The sequence below is a fragment of the Pontimicrobium sp. SW4 genome (genome assembly GCF_039954625.1).
Taxonomy (GTDB): Bacteria; Bacteroidota; Bacteroidia; order Flavobacteriales; family Flavobacteriaceae; genus Pontimicrobium.
Window position 1 is genome coordinate 1,167,025 of record NZ_CP157199.1, and the last position, 15,216, is coordinate 1,182,240.

Genomic DNA, 15,216 nt, shown 5'->3' on the forward strand with positions numbered 1-15,216 from the left:
TTTAAATCATTAATTTTTCAATATCTGTTAATTTAGGTATAGCTACATGCCAATTAAGGGTGTCTTTAATTTTTAACCTAAAAGCATCTAAAGCAGTAGGTTCACCATGAATTAAATATACTTTTTCGGGAATATTTTTAATATTGCTCATCCATTTAAACAAATCGTTTTGATCTGCATGCGCAGATAGACTTTCAATACTTTTTATACTTGCTTTTACAGGATAATATTTACCAAAAAACTTAATCTCATGTGTACCATCCAATAATAGTCTTCCTCGAGTTCCTTCAGCTTGAAAACCAACTAATAACACTGTTGTTGAAGATTTGTCAATAAGCTGTTGTAAATATGTAAGAACTCTTCCTCCAGTTACCATTCCGCTTCCAGCTATAACTATTTTGGGTCTTTTATCATCAATGGTTTCCCAGGTTTCTTTATAAGATTGCACAATATTTACATGATTGCACATGGCATTATAGTCGGAATTAGAAAGTTTATGCCATTTTGGGAAACGCTTAAAAACCTCTAAAACATTATTACCCATTGGACTGTCAATAAAAATTGGAATATTTGGAATTTTATTTTTCTTGTATAGTCTCCAAAGAATATACATAAGTGTTTGCAATCGTTCTACTGCAAAACTTGGAATAATTAAGTTACCTCTTTTAAAAATGGTTTCTCTTATGAGGCCAGCTAATATGTCCTCAACATCTTCATCAGGATGTAACTTGTTTCCATAAGTGCTTTCTATAAATAAAAAATCTGCCCATTCTGGTGTTTTAGGGTCATCTAAGAGATAATCGTTCCATCTTCCAATGTCTCCTGAAAACACAAAACGTTTCCCATTAATGTCCAATTCAATGAATGTAGCACCAATAATATGTCCATTATATTGAAAGCGATATGAAATATGTTCGGATAAAACTATCCATTTATCTTCCATAGCAACTTCAAATAGTTTAATGGTATTTTCTGCTTCTTTTATTGTATAAAAAGGAAGGGCTGGATTATGCTTAGTGAATTTTTCTTTGTTAGCTTTATCTGCCTCTTCTTCTTGTATTTTAGCACTATCTTTTAGTATAATTTCTGCTATAGCAAGTGTTGGTGCTGTGCCAATAATTTTTCCAGTAAAACCTTGTTGCAATAAGCGAGGTAGGTAACCAACATGATCTAAATGACCATGAGTAAGTAACACCACATCAATATTTTGAACATTAACAGGAAGATTGTTCCAGTTAAGCTCTCGCAATTCTTTAAGACCTTGAAACATGCCACAATCTATAAGTATGTTTTTTTCTGAAGTTTCAATAAGGAATTTTGAGCCTGTAACAACTCCAGATGCTCCTAAAAAGTTGACTCTTGTATATTTCTCCATTTTTTAACGGTTCTTAATTGTGCATAATTGTGACATCTCATTCAGGATTCTTTCTTTCCTAACATCAGAAATACCTAAATGATCTAAATAAAAATTATCATTTATTAATTCTCTACATAGCACTACATCTCTACTTAATAAAAATTGCTTTTCTCTATTGGTCAATAATGTTGAAACGGTTATTGGATATAGACCCAATCTATCTATTTTGTCTTTTAAAGCATCTTCTTTTGGATAATCCCAGCTTAAAAGCTTTAAGCCTACACATGTACCATATTGTAAAGCATCTTCTGTAAAACGCGTATTAGTAACCACCCAACCTTCATCTAGATTTGTTTTATGTGGTTTAGAATCCCAATAACCTTTTACATCTTTAAATCGAGCAGCTATATACAATGGGATTTTTACATTGCATTTTTGACCTTGCTCACTATGGAATTTGCATTCCATAATGGTAGTTTCATCATTTTTATGTGCAATTACATCAATTTCGTGAGAGACACATTTACCTAGCAGAGTTTTACCAACTTCTGTTTTATATCCTGAATATTTATAGATAGCAGCTATAAAATTTTCAAAAGGAAATCCAGTTGGACCTAACTCGTAAATGGCCTTTTTGAGTTTATATTTTGATGCTAAATAGCTTTTCTTTTTTTTGAGCAATGCAAATGCTCTATTATAAATTTCTCTAGTGGAAATACCTTGGTACAATTCGTCACGTACTTTATCAATGATTTGGTCTATGGTTTCTTTGTTTGCTCCAGTTCTTTTTAGTGAACTTCTTAGTTTGTCCAACGAAAATTTTACTTTTTCACCAGATGATTTTGTTATATCAAAGTTTTTATTTTCCATAGTTTCTTTTTAAAGAAAACTGCCAAAAAAGGGCTTTGACAGTTTTCTATTAACTAACTAATAAATAGACATGCATTTAATTTAGCTTAAAAAAATCTCTTACCCAGGCTTTTACTTGGTTTTCAGTCATGCTGTCTGCCTTTTTTACTCCTTTTATTTTAGTACTCAAAGGTTTATAGTTTTTATGTAATTCTTCACTAAATTTTTTATAAGTATCTGCAGGACCAAAAATTACTAAAGCATCTATATCTTTAATTTCCGATGCTATAGATTTATAATACTGTTTTAACTGATGTTTTTCACGCTCTAGGAATTTACTGTCTTGTACAACATCTTGAGGTCCACCTTTAAATCGCGTTCCAGAGCCACCATGAGGGCGAAAATGTTCAATATTTGATGTAATAGTATTTAATAGTTCTACACCATTTTCTATAATTACAATGAGTGCTTTATCTTTATCTAACCAAATACCTGTGTTTTTCATTTTCAAATGTTTTTAATTTCTTAAATCGTGCATAACTAAAATTGGTACTTTAGAATGAAATGCTATTCCTTTTACCATGGGATTTGTTAATATACTTCCAAAAAATGTATGCTTTTTATTTATAAATGCTACCATATCGCTATCTCTACTTTCTACAAAAATGTTTACGGCAGATTCTACCGAATAATGTGCTAGTGAATGAAATGTGTATTTAACATCTTCAAAAATCTCTTTGAGCATGTATTTATGCTCTTTTTGGTTTTCATTTAATTCATTTTCTTCAGAAATATGAAGTATTGCTATTGTTGCATCGCATTTTTTTGCAATATTAGTTAAGTAACTTAATTCACGTCTTTTGTAGTGTGTTTTGTAGCTAGTTGGAAATACAATTTCTTTAGGTAAATTATGTTTAGCGTCTTCTGGCACAACAATTACTGGACAATTTCGAACTTTTTCCATTACGTATACAGCAACACTACCAAATACAGTACCTTTGTTGTTTGTTTTGCCTTTAGTTCCCATAATAATCATTTCAATATCTTTTTGTTCTACGATATCCTTTATTGCCTCTATAGGATCATTAAAGATAGAAATGGTTTTAAAATTGTGTTTTGGGTTGCCATGTTCATTTATTATAAGTTTATCTAATGTTTTGGATAAATTATCTTCGGATTCTTGTTCAGCTTCTTCATAAAATTCGCCTCCAGATTCTATATTTAAGATATTTTTTATAAGATTATTTGTTCCAGAAAATGCATTAAGCAAATAGAAATCACATGCTTCATTTTTAAATAGTTGTAAGGCATAGTTAATAGCTAACCATGAGTTATTTGAAAAATCGGTAGGAAGTAAAATTTTACGTTTCATGATTAAATTCTTAATAGATATAAAAATAAGACGTAGTTAATGGAATTGAAATGATATAAATCAGTTTAAGACCTATTTCTTTGAAGGAATTACTAACAAAGGAATATTTAAATGGAATCCTATTTGATTTATAGTTGACTTAAAAAATAAGTTCTCAAAAAATGAATGCTTATTGTTTATCATCACTAATAAATTAATGCGTGCTTTTAGTTGAAAATTGGTAATAGCTTCTGGTACTTTTTGGTTCTTTATATCATGAAAAAGGTGTGCTATTTTTTTCATGCTAATTTCTAATAACGATTTGTTTTTTTCTTGAGCTTTTGATAACCCATTACCAATATATACATGCATAATATTAACTCTTGAAATATACTTTTGTGCAATTTCAACAATAGGTTTTATATGCTCTTCTTGATATTCAATTTCATAATCTGTTGGAAATAGTATTTCGTGAGGTGTTTCAAAAGAAAAATCACTCGGTATTGCCAATACTGGACATTTAGTCCTTTTTATTACATGAATAGTATTAGAGCCAAATAAAACGCCAGTTACTCCACTGGCACCTTTGGTTCCCATTACAATCATATCTATAGCATTGCCTTGGCAAAGTTCATCAATCTCTACGGTAAGTGTATTAAATGACGTTATTTGTGAAAACGTATGCTTTGTGTTGTTAAACTCTGAATTTATTTTTTGTTGTATTTCATCTAATCCATTTTTTGATGCTTCCTTAACAGCATTGATCACTTGATATTGTAAATTACTTGCTTGCATATACTCAAGTTGATATATTATTGGTGTGTATGTGTTTAATAATATAAAGTTGCATTCTTGATCTTTAAATAATTGAAGTGCATATTGTATAGCATTCCAAGAATTATCAGAAAAATCGGTTGGTAAAAGTATTTTTTTCATGGCAATTAAATTTTGAGTTAAAAACTAACAGCGTCTTATGTTTTGTAATACTAAAAATGGAATATCTATGTGTAAACTTATTTTATCTATCGTGGATTGAAATAAGATACTTTCTAAAAATGAATGCCTTGTATTTACCATTACCAACATATCAATCTTATATTCCTTCAGGTATTTATAAATACCATTAGTAATATTTTTGTTTTTAATAGTTTTAAAATGTATACTGTTTTTATACAATGCTTCCTTAATAAAATCTTGATTATCTTCTTGTCGTAACGACAGTTTTTCACTTGTTGAAATGTATAGCATATCTATTACAGCTCTATATGGCGAAGCCATTTCGCATAATAATTTAAGCTCTCTTCGCTTGTAAGGAATCATATAATTGGTAGGAAACAAAATGTGTTTTGGTTGTGTGTATTTATAATTAGCAGGAATTGCTAAAACTGGACATTGCACATATTTTAAAATTTGTAGCGTATGACTGCCAAAGGTTAATCTTCTGTCATTTGTTTTACCACGAGTTCCCATAACGATGATATCTATATTTTCGTCATCAACAATTTTGTTTACTTCGTCCATTAGCATACTCTTAGAGGATATTATATTATAAGTATGCCTTGGATTTGGTGAAATCTCTTTAATTTTTTTTAATGTGTTTTCTAACTGTTTTTGAGATTTATCACTAATAATTTGTGTGACTTTTTCAAGTGTTTCTTGGCTTAATAAAGAAGTATTAGCATAAATTTCGTCTTGATAAGCATGCATTATAAAAAAATCACTTCGTTCATATTTAAATAACTCTAAAGCATATTGTATTGCATTCATTGCATTATCTGAAAAATCTGTAGGGACTAGTATTTTTCTCATGACTTTTCTTTTTTAAGTTACCTAAAAGTATAATATGTAACAGACCTGAACAATGATATATATCAGATCGGATATATTAGCAATCTTCCCTATTACTTTAAATCTAGTAAGGCACTATACTATAGGCTATGTTTAATAAGAAAATTCCAATTAAAAATAATAGCATATAAATAACCTGTACCAGTTTAATATTAATAAACTTTAACCATGAAACGGTTTGTTTGGGAAGAACGAATAGTGACAGTCCTATAAAAAGAGATATCCATCCAATTAAAGTAATTATTAGCTTATAGTTTGGCTCCCATATATTGTGAAATAAGACATTTAATAACCCAACAATAATGGCAACAAAAGATGAAATAATCAGAAATTTCTCGTCTTTTAAATCGTCAAATATTTGTTTTATTCGCTTAGGATTGAAACTTAAAATAAAAAAGAAAATGATAAGGTACCATCCCCAGAATTTTGCTAAAAAAAATGAATTTTCCATGATTTAATTTTGTTGTTCGTGTAATACTAAAAAAGGTATATCGGTATGGTAACTTATTTCTTTAACGGTTGGCGAAAATAAAATTCGCTGAAAGTAGTTTAAGTTTTTTGCTACCATAGCTATCATATCTACGTCTCTGCTTTCTATAAAGCATTGTACAGCGTTTTCTATATGTTTATTTGTTAAAAAATGGAAGCTATAGTTATAACCATTAAAATAATCTTCCAATAGCTCTTTATATTTTTGTTGGTCTCTATTTAAGTTTTCTTTCTTTTTGTTGATATGTAGAACTCTTAAAAAAGAATCAAACTCATCTAAAACCTCAGAAACTGGCTCCAATACTTGGATGTGATATGACAATGCTAAATCTGTTGGGAAAGCTATTTCTTTTATATTTGTATACTTTGCATTTTCAGGGACTACAAGCGTTGTGCAAGGTACTTTAGTGATAACATCACCTGTATTACTACCAACAATAATTTTTTTTAATCCAGAAGCACCTTTTGTTCCCATAACAATCATATCTATTTTTTTTTCTTCTACATGATTTCTAATAGACTCAATAAAAAAATTGTAATCGGTAAGCGTATAAAACTTATGCTTTTTGTTTTGTGGTAATTCTTTTGAAATTCGCTTTAAAAATTGGCGCAATTGCTTTTTTGCAAGCTTGGTTTGCGTTTCCTCTATAGCTTCTGGAGTGGTTATATAAGATGTATCTACTGATGCTAAATTACTTAATCTATTAACATGTAACAGGTAAAAGTGACAAATGGATTTTTCAAAAAAATGGAGTGCATATTGAATAGCGTTCCAAGAGTTATCTGAAAAATCTGTAGGTAATAATATTGATTTCATCGTAATCCCTCTTAAATATTACAAATTTAGATTTAAGAGGTTTTACATAAAATGATATTCGTCATATTGATTGTCTACTAAAAAATATTTTAGTAGGTGTCTTTAAGCTTTTGAAGCTCTAAAATTTTAATATTTCTACCTTCGATAGCGATAAGCCCTTGTTTTTTAAAATCAGACATGGTTCTAATCAAGGTTTCGGTAGCTATACCAGCTACACTTGCTAAATCGCTGCGTGAAATTTTTATAGGATCCTCGGGCTTTCTATTCAGTTTTTCGGCAAATTTTAAAATAGTAGTAGCGGTTTTTTTATTTACTGAACTGTATGCCATTTGTAATAATTCTTCTTTTACGCCAGTAAGATTATTTGTTAATAATTCAATAAGTTCTAAAGTGATTTTATGATTTGTTTCAAGTAAATTTTTAAGATCCTTTTTTAATATACCAACCATTTCAACATCTTTTATAGCTGTTGCCGTTTCTTTATATGGAATGTTATCAGTGAAAGATAAATAGCCAAGTAAATCGTCTTCTTTATATAAAGCTGTTGTAAGTTCTTTACCAAGTTTGTCGAGCTTATAACACTTTACAACACCTTTGGTTATTAAATAAATATAGTTGGAGTGTTCTCCTTCATTATAAATAATGTTATCTTTATTGTACTTAAACTCCTCACCATAATCATTTATATAATTCTTAAAATCATTTAATGTTTTAATTTTGTTTTCATTAGTTTTTATATTGCTTAGATTTTCTTCTTGTTTTTCTTTTAAAATAGCAGTTTTTGCTAAACGGCTTTCAATAGCACTAATTAAATCGTCTTCGCTAAAGGGTTTTGTAATATAATCGTCTGCACCCAAATTCATGCCTTTTCTTATATCTTGGCGTTCAGTCTTTGCAGATAGAAAAATGAACGGTATGTGTTTTGTGTTATTGTTTTTTGCTAATGCATTAAGTACACCATATCCATCGAGTTTTGGCATCAAAATATCACAAATAATTATATCTGGTAAAGCAAGTTTAGCTTTATCGACACCAATTTTTCCATTAGAAGCTGAGATTACTTTATAATTAGAAAGCTCCAATAATTCTACAGTATTTTCTCTTAACACGGTGTCATCTTCAATTAATAATATGGTTTTCATCTGCTTTTATGTTGTTTAAAAATAGGTCAGATGTAATTTATAAAATAAACATCAGTTTGTTATAAGAAATTCTCAATAACATTCATTTTATTGTTCTGCTTTATTAGGTATTTCTATAGTGAAAATAGACCCTTTATTTTCCAAACTTTCAAAATAGATTTCACCTTTCAAATTATTTATGTGATCTTTTGCAATATTTAATCCAATACCTGTGCCTTGAGTTGTTAAAACATTTTCTGCTCTAAAATAGCGATTAAATATATTTTTTTGATCTTTTAAAGGAATTCCAATACCATTGTCTTTTATTTTAAAGATTGTTAATTCTTTGGTTTGCGTAATATCAATATCTATGACAGAATTTTCATGAGAGTACTTTATGGCATTATGTACTAAATTAGATAAAGCTAGTTCAATAATTTTTTCATCTTGGTGTAATAATAAGTCATCAATATTTTGAGGATAATTAATATGTTGTCCTTCTTTTAATAACATATTTGCGTTATAAACAACCTCATTTACAACCTTACTTACTTTAAATGTATTAAATTTATAATTGTATTTCCCTTTATCAATTTTTTCAATAGATAAAAAGTCAGTTAGTATATTGTTTAGATAATGTACTTCATCAGTAATAGTTTTAATGTGCTTGTCACGCTTATCTTGTTGTTCTTCTAATTTATATTTACTGAGTAGCATGGTTGATGTTAATATACCACTTAAAGGTGTTTTAAATTCATGAGACACTAAAGACAAAAACTTTGTTTTTAGCTCATTAAGCTCTTTTTCTGCAGTCAGTGCAGTTTTTAATTCCTCTGTGCGTTTTGCTACAGTTTCTTCTAGTTTTTCAGTATAATTCTTTTGTTCAGTGATATCTAAAATAATGGCAACATAAACATCTCGGTCTCCCAATTTTGATCGTTGCAAATGAACACTAACAGGGTAAGTAGTCCCAGATTTACGCTGATGTATGGTTTCAAATTCTATTTTTTCGACATTATCTTTTTCTAGCATTTTTAGTTCGTTTCTAAACTGGGACTCTGTATATTGGGGTTTAACATCGACAGGTGTCATGTTTTTTAACTCTTCTAAAGTATAGTCTATGTTTTTTTGAGCTCCATAGTTGGCATTTAAAAACTGTAAAGTTTTTGCATCGAAAACATATATTTCATTTAAAGATTCATCAAAAATGGTAGCTAGGTGATTTTTTTCCTCTTCTATAACTTTTTTATCGGTAATATCATTTAGTATTCCAATATAGTTTGTGACAATCCCTTTCTTGTTAATTATAGGAGTTATGCTTAAATCGTTCCAAAAAAGTGTGCCATCTTTTTTATAATTTCTTAATGTTACTTGGCAGCTCTCACCATTTTTAACAGCGTTTTGTAGTTTATTTATGGCTTCCTGTTGTCTGTCATCTTTTTGCAAAAATCTACAATTCTTATGTAGTATTTCTTCCTTAGAATAACCAGTAAGTTTTATAAAAGCAGGATTAAAATATATAATTGGGTTGTCAGGTTTTAAAGCATCTGTTATAACAATTCCATTACTGGCGGATTTTAATGCTTTGTTCTTTAACATGAGCTTTTTTTTGATCTTCTTTTTCTCTGATAGATCATTAATTAAAGCCATTATATATGTTCTATTATATATTTTAAAAGGGTTTAACTCAATTTTGGCAGGAAATCTATTTCCATTTTTCCGAACACCAAAAATTTCCATAGTCTCTTCACGCATTTTACGACGCTTTCCTTCTTTTACAAAACCTTTAAAATGTAAATTATGATTTATATGATACTCTGTTGGAATAAGAATGTTTAACGATTGACCTATTAGATATGTCCTGGGAAAACCAAATATTTTTACTGCATATTTGTTAACTTCAATTATAACTTGGTGCTCATCAACAATAATTACACCTTGAGAAACAGTTTCTAAAAGAATATTAAAAATCTCTTGGTCTTGCTTAAACATTTTTATTAAAAGTTTATTGAATTATAAAGATACTAAAGTTATATGCATCCATATCAATATGTAAGATTAAGTTTTTTGAATTAATTATAGAACTGATTTATATCATAATTAAATTAAAGACAAGTATTTATTTTTATACAGTATAATTTTTTAAAGATGAAAATAGAGAAACAACTAGCACCTAAGTTTTACCAAAACTTAGGTAAGTTATTTTATGCCATTGCAGCAATAGATGGTAATGTAAGAGACGAAGAACTTGACAAATTAAAAGAAATTGTAAAAAAGGAATGGTTAACAAATAATGCTATTGAAGATAGTTTAAAAACAACGGTTGAGCATTCAATTATTAATACTTTTAAGTGGTTACACAACGATAACGAGTATAATGCAGAAGCTTGCTATAACAGCTTCATAACTTTTAAAAGAGAGTATGAATCATTATTTACTAATGACATAAAAACACTTATACTAAAAACAGCTAGAGCTGTGGCAACTTCTTTTTCTAAAGTAAATAAATCAGAACTAATGGTGTTAGCTAAATTAGATATGGAATTAAAAAAGATTAAAACATGAAATATTATTATAACACAATTGTAACTGGAGGCTTTGAAGATATAGAAGTCAAAGTTGTTGAACTGTTAAAAAAGGAAGGGTTTGGTGTACTAACACAAATTGATATACAACAAACTCTAAAAAAGAAACTTAATGTTGATTTCAAGAAATATAAAATATTAGGAGCTTGCAATCCGTCTTTTGCATACAAAGCATTGCTTGCTGAAGACAAAATTGGCACCATGTTACCTTGTAATATTATTATTCAAGAACTTTCGTCAAACACTATTGAAGTTTCAGCTATTAATCCTTTAGTGTCTATGCAAGCAGTAAATAATGTTACATTAAAAGTTGTGGCTCAAGAGGTGAGCTCTAAGCTTGAAAATATTATAAATAGCGTACATAATGAAAACTAATTTTAATAATATCATCAATTCAGAAACACCAGTACTAGTAGATTTTTTTGCGGATTGGTGCGGTCCTTGCAAAATGTTGGCACCTGTATTAAAAGAAGTAAAAGAAGAACTTGGAAATACCATAAAAATAATAAAGATTGATGTTGATAAAAACCAATCATTAGCAGCAAAATATCAAGTGCGTGGTGTACCAACTATGCTATTGTTTAAAAAAGGAAAACAAGTTTGGCGACAGTCTGGTGTACTCCAAAAAAACGAGATTATAAATGTTGTAAAATCATACTAATAAATCATCTCTTTATGAGGAATATCATTTTATAATATTAGGTTCAGCACTATTTTTGAGTTACTAATTATAAAATGATATAATCATGAAAAAAATAATTATGTTTACGCTACTAGTTCTTATTTCTGTTAGTAGCTTTACACAAACTACAGAAAACTTAGACTATATTTCACCTTTTACCGAGGGTATTGCTGCCATCAAAAAAGATAATCAATGGGCATTTATTAATAAAGATGGTGATATTATTGTAAAATTTAGAAATGATTTAGTGACTACTAAATCTCCCGATGGTGATTATCCTATTTTTAAAAATGGAAGGTGTTTAATTGTAAATAAAAAAAATGGGATTTCATATTTTGGATACATAAACACTTTTGGTAAAACAGTTATTGAACCTCGTTTTTTAAATGCTACAAATTTTAAAAATAATACTGCAACAGTATTAGAACTTAAAAAAGAAGAAATTGGTAAAAATATAGCTTTAGATAAAGTTGTTGTATACTATAAATATTATGAAGTGACTATAGATAGAGATGGTAATGTAAAAAACTATCTAACTCAAAAGGGTAACAATGTTGTTTTAGACAAAAAGTTTTTACGTAACCCACCAAAATTTACATCAAAGCAAATTTCAGACAATCTTGTAGCTACTAAAAATGAAAAAGGAAAGTGGACAATAAAAAAAATTATTGAGTAGAATCATTCATAATGAAAGCAAGTTTAAATTTGGGGAGTATTTCTGGGATAAAAATAATAGTACACTGGACATTTTTCTTTTTAATCCTGTGGATAGTTTTTGATGAACTAAAACGAGGAGGTACAGCCAAAAGCATTTTGTTTAATGTAGCTTTTGTCTTAGCTGTTTTTATGTGTGTTGTATTGCATGAACTAGGGCATGCCTTTATGGCCAAACGTTTTGGAGTCAATACAAAAAAAATTACTTTACTTCCTATTGGTGGTATGGCGAGTTTAGATAAAATCCCTGAGTCACCTAAACAAGAACTTATGGTTGTGATTGCTGGGCCTTTGGTTAATGTAGCTATTGCAATTTTAATCTATTTATTTGTGCCTATTCATAAATTGGCAAATATCAATTTAACCGAAAATTTAGAAACATTTAGCAAGCTTACATTACAAAATTTTTTACTTTACTTGTTTATTGTTAATGTAGGACTTGTAATATTTAATATTATTCCAGCATTTCCTATGGATGGAGGGCGTATTTTAAGAGCTTTATTGGCCATGAAAATAGATCGTGTAAGAGCAACACAAATTGCATCGAGCATTGGTCAAGTTTTTGCACTTGCTTTTTTGTTAATTGGGCTGTTGTATAATCCATTCTTGATATTTATAGCGCTTTTTATTTTTTTAGGAGCTTATGGAGAAAATCAAATGGTGTTGCATTTATCCTTGCTTAAAGGGCATACTGTTGAAGATGCTATGATGACAAACATTACGGTATTTAAGCCCGAAGATTCTATTGATATTGTAGTTGATAAAATAATTTCTGGAACAGAAAACAACTTTGTGGTTGTTAAAGATTTGACCATTGTAGGATTGTTGTATCACAAGGACATTATAGACAACTCAAACAAAAATATATTTGTAAAGGATATCATGGATACTAACTTTAAAGAACTTGATGTTAATGATGACCTTAAAGAAGTTTACACCTTGATACAAAGTAAAAGAAAATCGTTTTTTCCTGTTCTGGAAAATGAAAAACTTGTTGGAGCAATAGATAGTATTAATTTAAATGAATATATATTGTTACAATCTAAATTAGTTTATTGAGTATGAAATTAATTCGCATTTTTATTATTTCATTAATTATTTTATCCTGCTCTTTAGAGCAGGATAAAATTCTTCCAGCAGAAACTACTTTAACAGAATCGGTCTATTCATCTGTAACTATTCAACCAGATAGTTTGTATCAAGCTTATGCAATTGTAGCAGGTATTTTAGATGCTAATTTAGTAGATGAAGGCGCATTGGTTTCAAAGGGAGAAACGATTATGCAAATTATTAATAACACGCCAAAGCTTAATTCACAAAACGCAAAGTTTGCACTGAATTTAGCAAAAGAAAATTATAATGGTAGTGCAGCTATTTTAAGTAGCATTGAAGAAGAAATAGCTGCTTCTAAACTAAAATGCAAGAATGATTCCATTAATTATTTTAGGCAAAAAAACCTATGGGACAAGAATATTGGTTCTAAAGCTGAGTTTGATGCAAGAAAGTTAAACTACGATTTAGCGTCAAACAATCTAAAACTATTGAGGAGTAAGTATAACAGGACAAAGAATGAGTTGTTAACTGCTGTAAAACAAGCTCAAAACAACTATCAAACATCATTAATAGCAACCAAGGATTTCGCAGTTAAAAGTAAAATAAATGGTAAAGTTTATGCATTATATAAGGAGCCTGGAGAAATTGTTACAACTATGGAACCTTTAGCGGCAATTGGTAGTGCTACTAATTTTATTATCGAAATGTTGGTAGACGAAGTAGATATTGTACAAATTAGTGAAGAGCAAGATGTTTTAATCAATTTAGATGCTTATTCAGATAAGGTTTTTAATGGGAAAGTATCTAAAATATATCCTCAAAAAGACCAACGAAATCAAACCTTTAAGGTAGAGGCTGTTTTTGAGAATCCTCCAGAAGTCTTATATCCTGGACTTTCAGGTGAGGCCAACATAGTAATTGCTACAAAAAACAAGGTGTTATCGATTCCAAAATCTTACATTATTGATGGAAATAAAGTCAAAACAGATGAAGGATTGGTTACCATCACAACAGGCTTGCAAAACATGGAACTCATAGAAGTGCTTACTGGAATTACCAAAGACACATATATTTATAACCCAAAATAATGGCAAACTGGAGCGTCATACTAAACATTGCCAAAACCCATTTGCTAACAAAGATTAAGCAAACATCTACAGCTGCTCTAGGTGTTACTTTTGGAATTGGTGCTTACATTACTTTAGTATGTTTTATGACTGGATTGAATAGCATGTTAGATGATTTAATATTAAATCAAACGCCACATATTCATGTTTATAATGAGATTGAACCCTCAAAAAAGCAACCTATTTCACTATATGAGAATGTAGAAGGAAGCTTTAATGTCGTGCATTCCATTAAGCCCAAACTAAGTCAAAAAAAAATTCATAATGCTTTGCCAATTATAAAGTATTTGGAAGAGAATCCTAATGTGCGAGGTGCACTTCCTCAAATAAAAACACAAATATTTTATATAGCAGGTTCAATAGAATTGGGAGGTAATCTCACAGGTATTAACGCCATTGATGAAGCTAATCTTTTTAATATGGGAGATTATATTGTAGAAGGTTCTGCCGAAGATTTACAAAATACAGATAATGGTATTTTGCTTGGTATTGGCATAGCAAATAAAATGTCTTTAAAAGTTGGTGATCGTGTACAAATAAGTCCTATAAATGGCGGTATTTTCCCATTAAAAATAGTTGGTTTTTATCAAAGTGGCATAGCCGATTTAGATGCTATTCAAAGTTTTACCAATATTAAAACAGTACAACGTATTTTAGGTGAAGCCAATAATTATATTACCGATATTAATGTGAAGTTGTATGATATTGAACAAGCAATTCCAATGTCAAAAAAAATAGAGCAGCAGTTTAACCTTACTGCTATGGATATTAAAACTGCAAATGCACAATTTGAAACAGGAACAACTATTAGAAACCTTATTACGTATGCTGTTTCTATAACACTACTTATTGTCGCAGGGTTTGGTATTTATAATATACTAAATATGCTTATTTATGAAAAAATGAATGACATTGCTATACTAAAAGCTACAGGTTTTTCGGGTAAGGATGTACAACTTATATTTATGAGTCAAGCAATTATTATTGGTTTTGTTGGAGGTGTTTTAGGGTTGCTTATTGGTTATGGCTTGGTAAGTTTAATAGATACAATTCCGTTTAAAACAGAAGCGTTACCTACTGTAGAAACTTATCCAATAAATATGAATCCTTTGTTTTTTATAATTGGTTTTTCATTTGCCATGCTTTCAACCTTTTTAGCAGGTTATCTACCATCAAAAAAAGCTAAAAAAATCGACCCAGTACGAATAATAAGAGGGCAGTAA

At 29.3% G+C, this 15,216-nt stretch carries 17 protein-coding genes; 7 read left to right on the forward strand and 10 right to left on the reverse strand.

Annotation, left to right across the window (positions count from 1 at the left end):
- Window position 1 precedes the first annotated feature (1 nt).
- From ABGB03_RS05580 to ABGB03_RS05625, 10 genes are all read right to left on the reverse strand, one after another.
- Entirely contained in the window at window positions 2-1,375 is a 1,374-nt protein-coding gene (locus ABGB03_RS05580; protein ID WP_347925544.1) for an MBL fold metallo-hydrolase, read from the reverse strand.
- Window positions 1,376-1,378: 3 nt separating this feature from the next.
- Window positions 1,379-2,227, reverse strand: coding sequence for an ATP cone domain-containing protein (locus tag ABGB03_RS05585; RefSeq protein ID WP_347925546.1), 849 nt, complete (start codon window positions 2,225-2,227; stop codon window positions 1,379-1,381).
- 76 nt (window positions 2,228-2,303) lie between these two features.
- Window positions 2,304-2,711, reverse strand: coding sequence for a hypothetical protein (locus tag ABGB03_RS05590; RefSeq protein ID WP_347925548.1), 408 nt, complete (start codon window positions 2,709-2,711; stop codon window positions 2,304-2,306).
- 12 nt (window positions 2,712-2,723) lie between these two features.
- On the reverse strand, window positions 2,724-3,578 hold the full coding sequence (locus tag ABGB03_RS05595; RefSeq protein ID WP_347925550.1) for a universal stress protein: 855 nt from the start codon (window positions 3,576-3,578) through the stop codon (window positions 2,724-2,726).
- A 72-nt stretch (window positions 3,579-3,650) separates the two neighbouring features.
- The gene (locus ABGB03_RS05600; RefSeq protein ID WP_347925552.1) at window positions 3,651-4,493 is read right to left on the reverse strand and encodes a universal stress protein; all 843 of its coding nucleotides are present in this window, start codon (window positions 4,491-4,493) and stop codon (window positions 3,651-3,653) included.
- Window positions 4,494-4,517: 24 nt separating this feature from the next.
- A complete protein-coding gene (locus ABGB03_RS05605) occupies window positions 4,518-5,366 on the reverse strand; it encodes a universal stress protein (protein WP_347925554.1) in 849 nt (282 codons plus the stop codon).
- A 103-nt stretch (window positions 5,367-5,469) separates the two neighbouring features.
- The gene (locus ABGB03_RS05610) at window positions 5,470-5,856 is read right to left on the reverse strand and encodes a hypothetical protein (RefSeq protein ID WP_347925556.1); all 387 of its coding nucleotides are present in this window, start codon (window positions 5,854-5,856) and stop codon (window positions 5,470-5,472) included.
- Between the two features lie 3 nt (window positions 5,857-5,859).
- On the reverse strand, window positions 5,860-6,711 hold the full coding sequence (locus tag ABGB03_RS05615; RefSeq protein ID WP_347925557.1) for a universal stress protein: 852 nt from the start codon (window positions 6,709-6,711) through the stop codon (window positions 5,860-5,862).
- An 89-nt stretch (window positions 6,712-6,800) separates the two neighbouring features.
- Complete coding sequence (locus tag ABGB03_RS05620) at window positions 6,801-7,853, reverse strand: response regulator (RefSeq protein WP_347925559.1); 1,053 nt, start codon at window positions 7,851-7,853, stop codon at window positions 6,801-6,803.
- A gap of 87 nt (window positions 7,854-7,940) precedes the next feature.
- Complete coding sequence (locus ABGB03_RS05625; RefSeq protein ID WP_347925561.1) at window positions 7,941-9,824, reverse strand: PAS domain S-box protein; 1,884 nt, start codon at window positions 9,822-9,824, stop codon at window positions 7,941-7,943.
- Window positions 9,825-9,980: 156 nt separating this feature from the next.
- On the opposite strand from ABGB03_RS05625, the gene ABGB03_RS05630 reads away from it, so the two are divergent.
- The 7 genes from ABGB03_RS05630 (at window position 9,981) to ABGB03_RS05660 (ending at window position 15,216) form a co-directional block, all read left to right on the forward strand.
- Entirely contained in the window at window positions 9,981-10,397 is a 417-nt protein-coding gene (locus tag ABGB03_RS05630) for a hypothetical protein (protein ID WP_347925562.1), read from the forward strand.
- Window positions 10,394-10,792 carry a DUF302 domain-containing protein gene (locus ABGB03_RS05635; protein ID WP_347925564.1) on the forward strand — a complete coding sequence of 133 codons (399 nt, stop codon included), beginning with the start codon at window positions 10,394-10,396 and terminating at the stop codon, window positions 10,790-10,792. The genes ABGB03_RS05630 and ABGB03_RS05635 overlap by 4 nt, the downstream gene beginning before the upstream one ends.
- Window positions 10,782-11,078, forward strand: a complete 297-nt coding sequence (gene trxA / locus ABGB03_RS05640; protein WP_347925566.1) for a thioredoxin — start codon at window positions 10,782-10,784, stop codon at window positions 11,076-11,078. The genes ABGB03_RS05635 and trxA overlap by 11 nt, the downstream gene beginning before the upstream one ends.
- An 85-nt stretch (window positions 11,079-11,163) precedes the next feature.
- Complete coding sequence (locus ABGB03_RS05645) at window positions 11,164-11,775, forward strand: WG repeat-containing protein (protein WP_347925567.1); 612 nt, start codon at window positions 11,164-11,166, stop codon at window positions 11,773-11,775.
- Between the two features lie 11 nt (window positions 11,776-11,786).
- Window positions 11,787-12,872 carry a site-2 protease family protein gene (locus ABGB03_RS05650; protein ID WP_347925569.1) on the forward strand — a complete coding sequence of 362 codons (1,086 nt, stop codon included), beginning with the start codon at window positions 11,787-11,789 and terminating at the stop codon, window positions 12,870-12,872.
- 2 nt (window positions 12,873-12,874) lie between these two features.
- Entirely contained in the window at window positions 12,875-13,954 is a 1,080-nt protein-coding gene (locus tag ABGB03_RS05655) for an efflux RND transporter periplasmic adaptor subunit (protein WP_347925571.1), read from the forward strand.
- On the forward strand, window positions 13,954-15,216 hold the full coding sequence (locus tag ABGB03_RS05660) for an FtsX-like permease family protein (RefSeq protein ID WP_347925573.1): 1,263 nt from the start codon (window positions 13,954-13,956) through the stop codon (window positions 15,214-15,216). Before ABGB03_RS05655 ends, ABGB03_RS05660 begins: the two co-directional genes overlap by 1 nt.

What these genes read in the sequence shown, in the direction of transcription:
- ABGB03_RS05580 (WP_347925544.1), bottom strand. Translation starts at nt 1,375, where the DNA reads ATGGAGAAATATACAAGAGTCAACTTTTTAGGAGCATCTGGAGTTGTT.
- ABGB03_RS05585 (WP_347925546.1), bottom strand. Translation starts at nt 2,227, where the DNA reads ATGGAAAATAAAAACTTTGATATAACAAAATCATCTGGTGAAAAAGTA.
- ABGB03_RS05590 (WP_347925548.1), bottom strand. Translation starts at nt 2,711, where the DNA reads ATGAAAAACACAGGTATTTGGTTAGATAAAGATAAAGCACTCATTGTA.
- ABGB03_RS05595 (WP_347925550.1), bottom strand. Translation starts at nt 3,578, where the DNA reads ATGAAACGTAAAATTTTACTTCCTACCGATTTTTCAAATAACTCATGG.
- ABGB03_RS05600 (WP_347925552.1), bottom strand. Translation starts at nt 4,493, where the DNA reads ATGAAAAAAATACTTTTACCAACCGATTTTTCTGATAATTCTTGGAAT.
- ABGB03_RS05605 (WP_347925554.1), bottom strand. Translation starts at nt 5,366, where the DNA reads ATGAGAAAAATACTAGTCCCTACAGATTTTTCAGATAATGCAATGAAT.
- ABGB03_RS05610 (WP_347925556.1), bottom strand. Translation starts at nt 5,856, where the DNA reads ATGGAAAATTCATTTTTTTTAGCAAAATTCTGGGGATGGTACCTTATC.
- ABGB03_RS05615 (WP_347925557.1), bottom strand. Translation starts at nt 6,711, where the DNA reads ATGAAATCAATATTATTACCTACAGATTTTTCAGATAACTCTTGGAAC.
- ABGB03_RS05620 (WP_347925559.1), bottom strand. Translation starts at nt 7,853, where the DNA reads ATGAAAACCATATTATTAATTGAAGATGACACCGTGTTAAGAGAAAAT.
- ABGB03_RS05625 (WP_347925561.1), bottom strand. Translation starts at nt 9,824, where the DNA reads ATGTTTAAGCAAGACCAAGAGATTTTTAATATTCTTTTAGAAACTGTT.
- ABGB03_RS05630 (WP_347925562.1), top strand. Translation starts at nt 9,981, where the DNA reads ATGAAAATAGAGAAACAACTAGCACCTAAGTTTTACCAAAACTTAGGT.
- ABGB03_RS05635 (WP_347925564.1), top strand. Translation starts at nt 10,394, where the DNA reads ATGAAATATTATTATAACACAATTGTAACTGGAGGCTTTGAAGATATA.
- trxA (WP_347925566.1), top strand. Translation starts at nt 10,782, where the DNA reads ATGAAAACTAATTTTAATAATATCATCAATTCAGAAACACCAGTACTA.
- ABGB03_RS05645 (WP_347925567.1), top strand. Translation starts at nt 11,164, where the DNA reads ATGAAAAAAATAATTATGTTTACGCTACTAGTTCTTATTTCTGTTAGT.
- ABGB03_RS05650 (WP_347925569.1), top strand. Translation starts at nt 11,787, where the DNA reads ATGAAAGCAAGTTTAAATTTGGGGAGTATTTCTGGGATAAAAATAATA.
- ABGB03_RS05655 (WP_347925571.1), top strand. Translation starts at nt 12,875, where the DNA reads ATGAAATTAATTCGCATTTTTATTATTTCATTAATTATTTTATCCTGC.
- ABGB03_RS05660 (WP_347925573.1), top strand. Translation starts at nt 13,954, where the DNA reads ATGGCAAACTGGAGCGTCATACTAAACATTGCCAAAACCCATTTGCTA.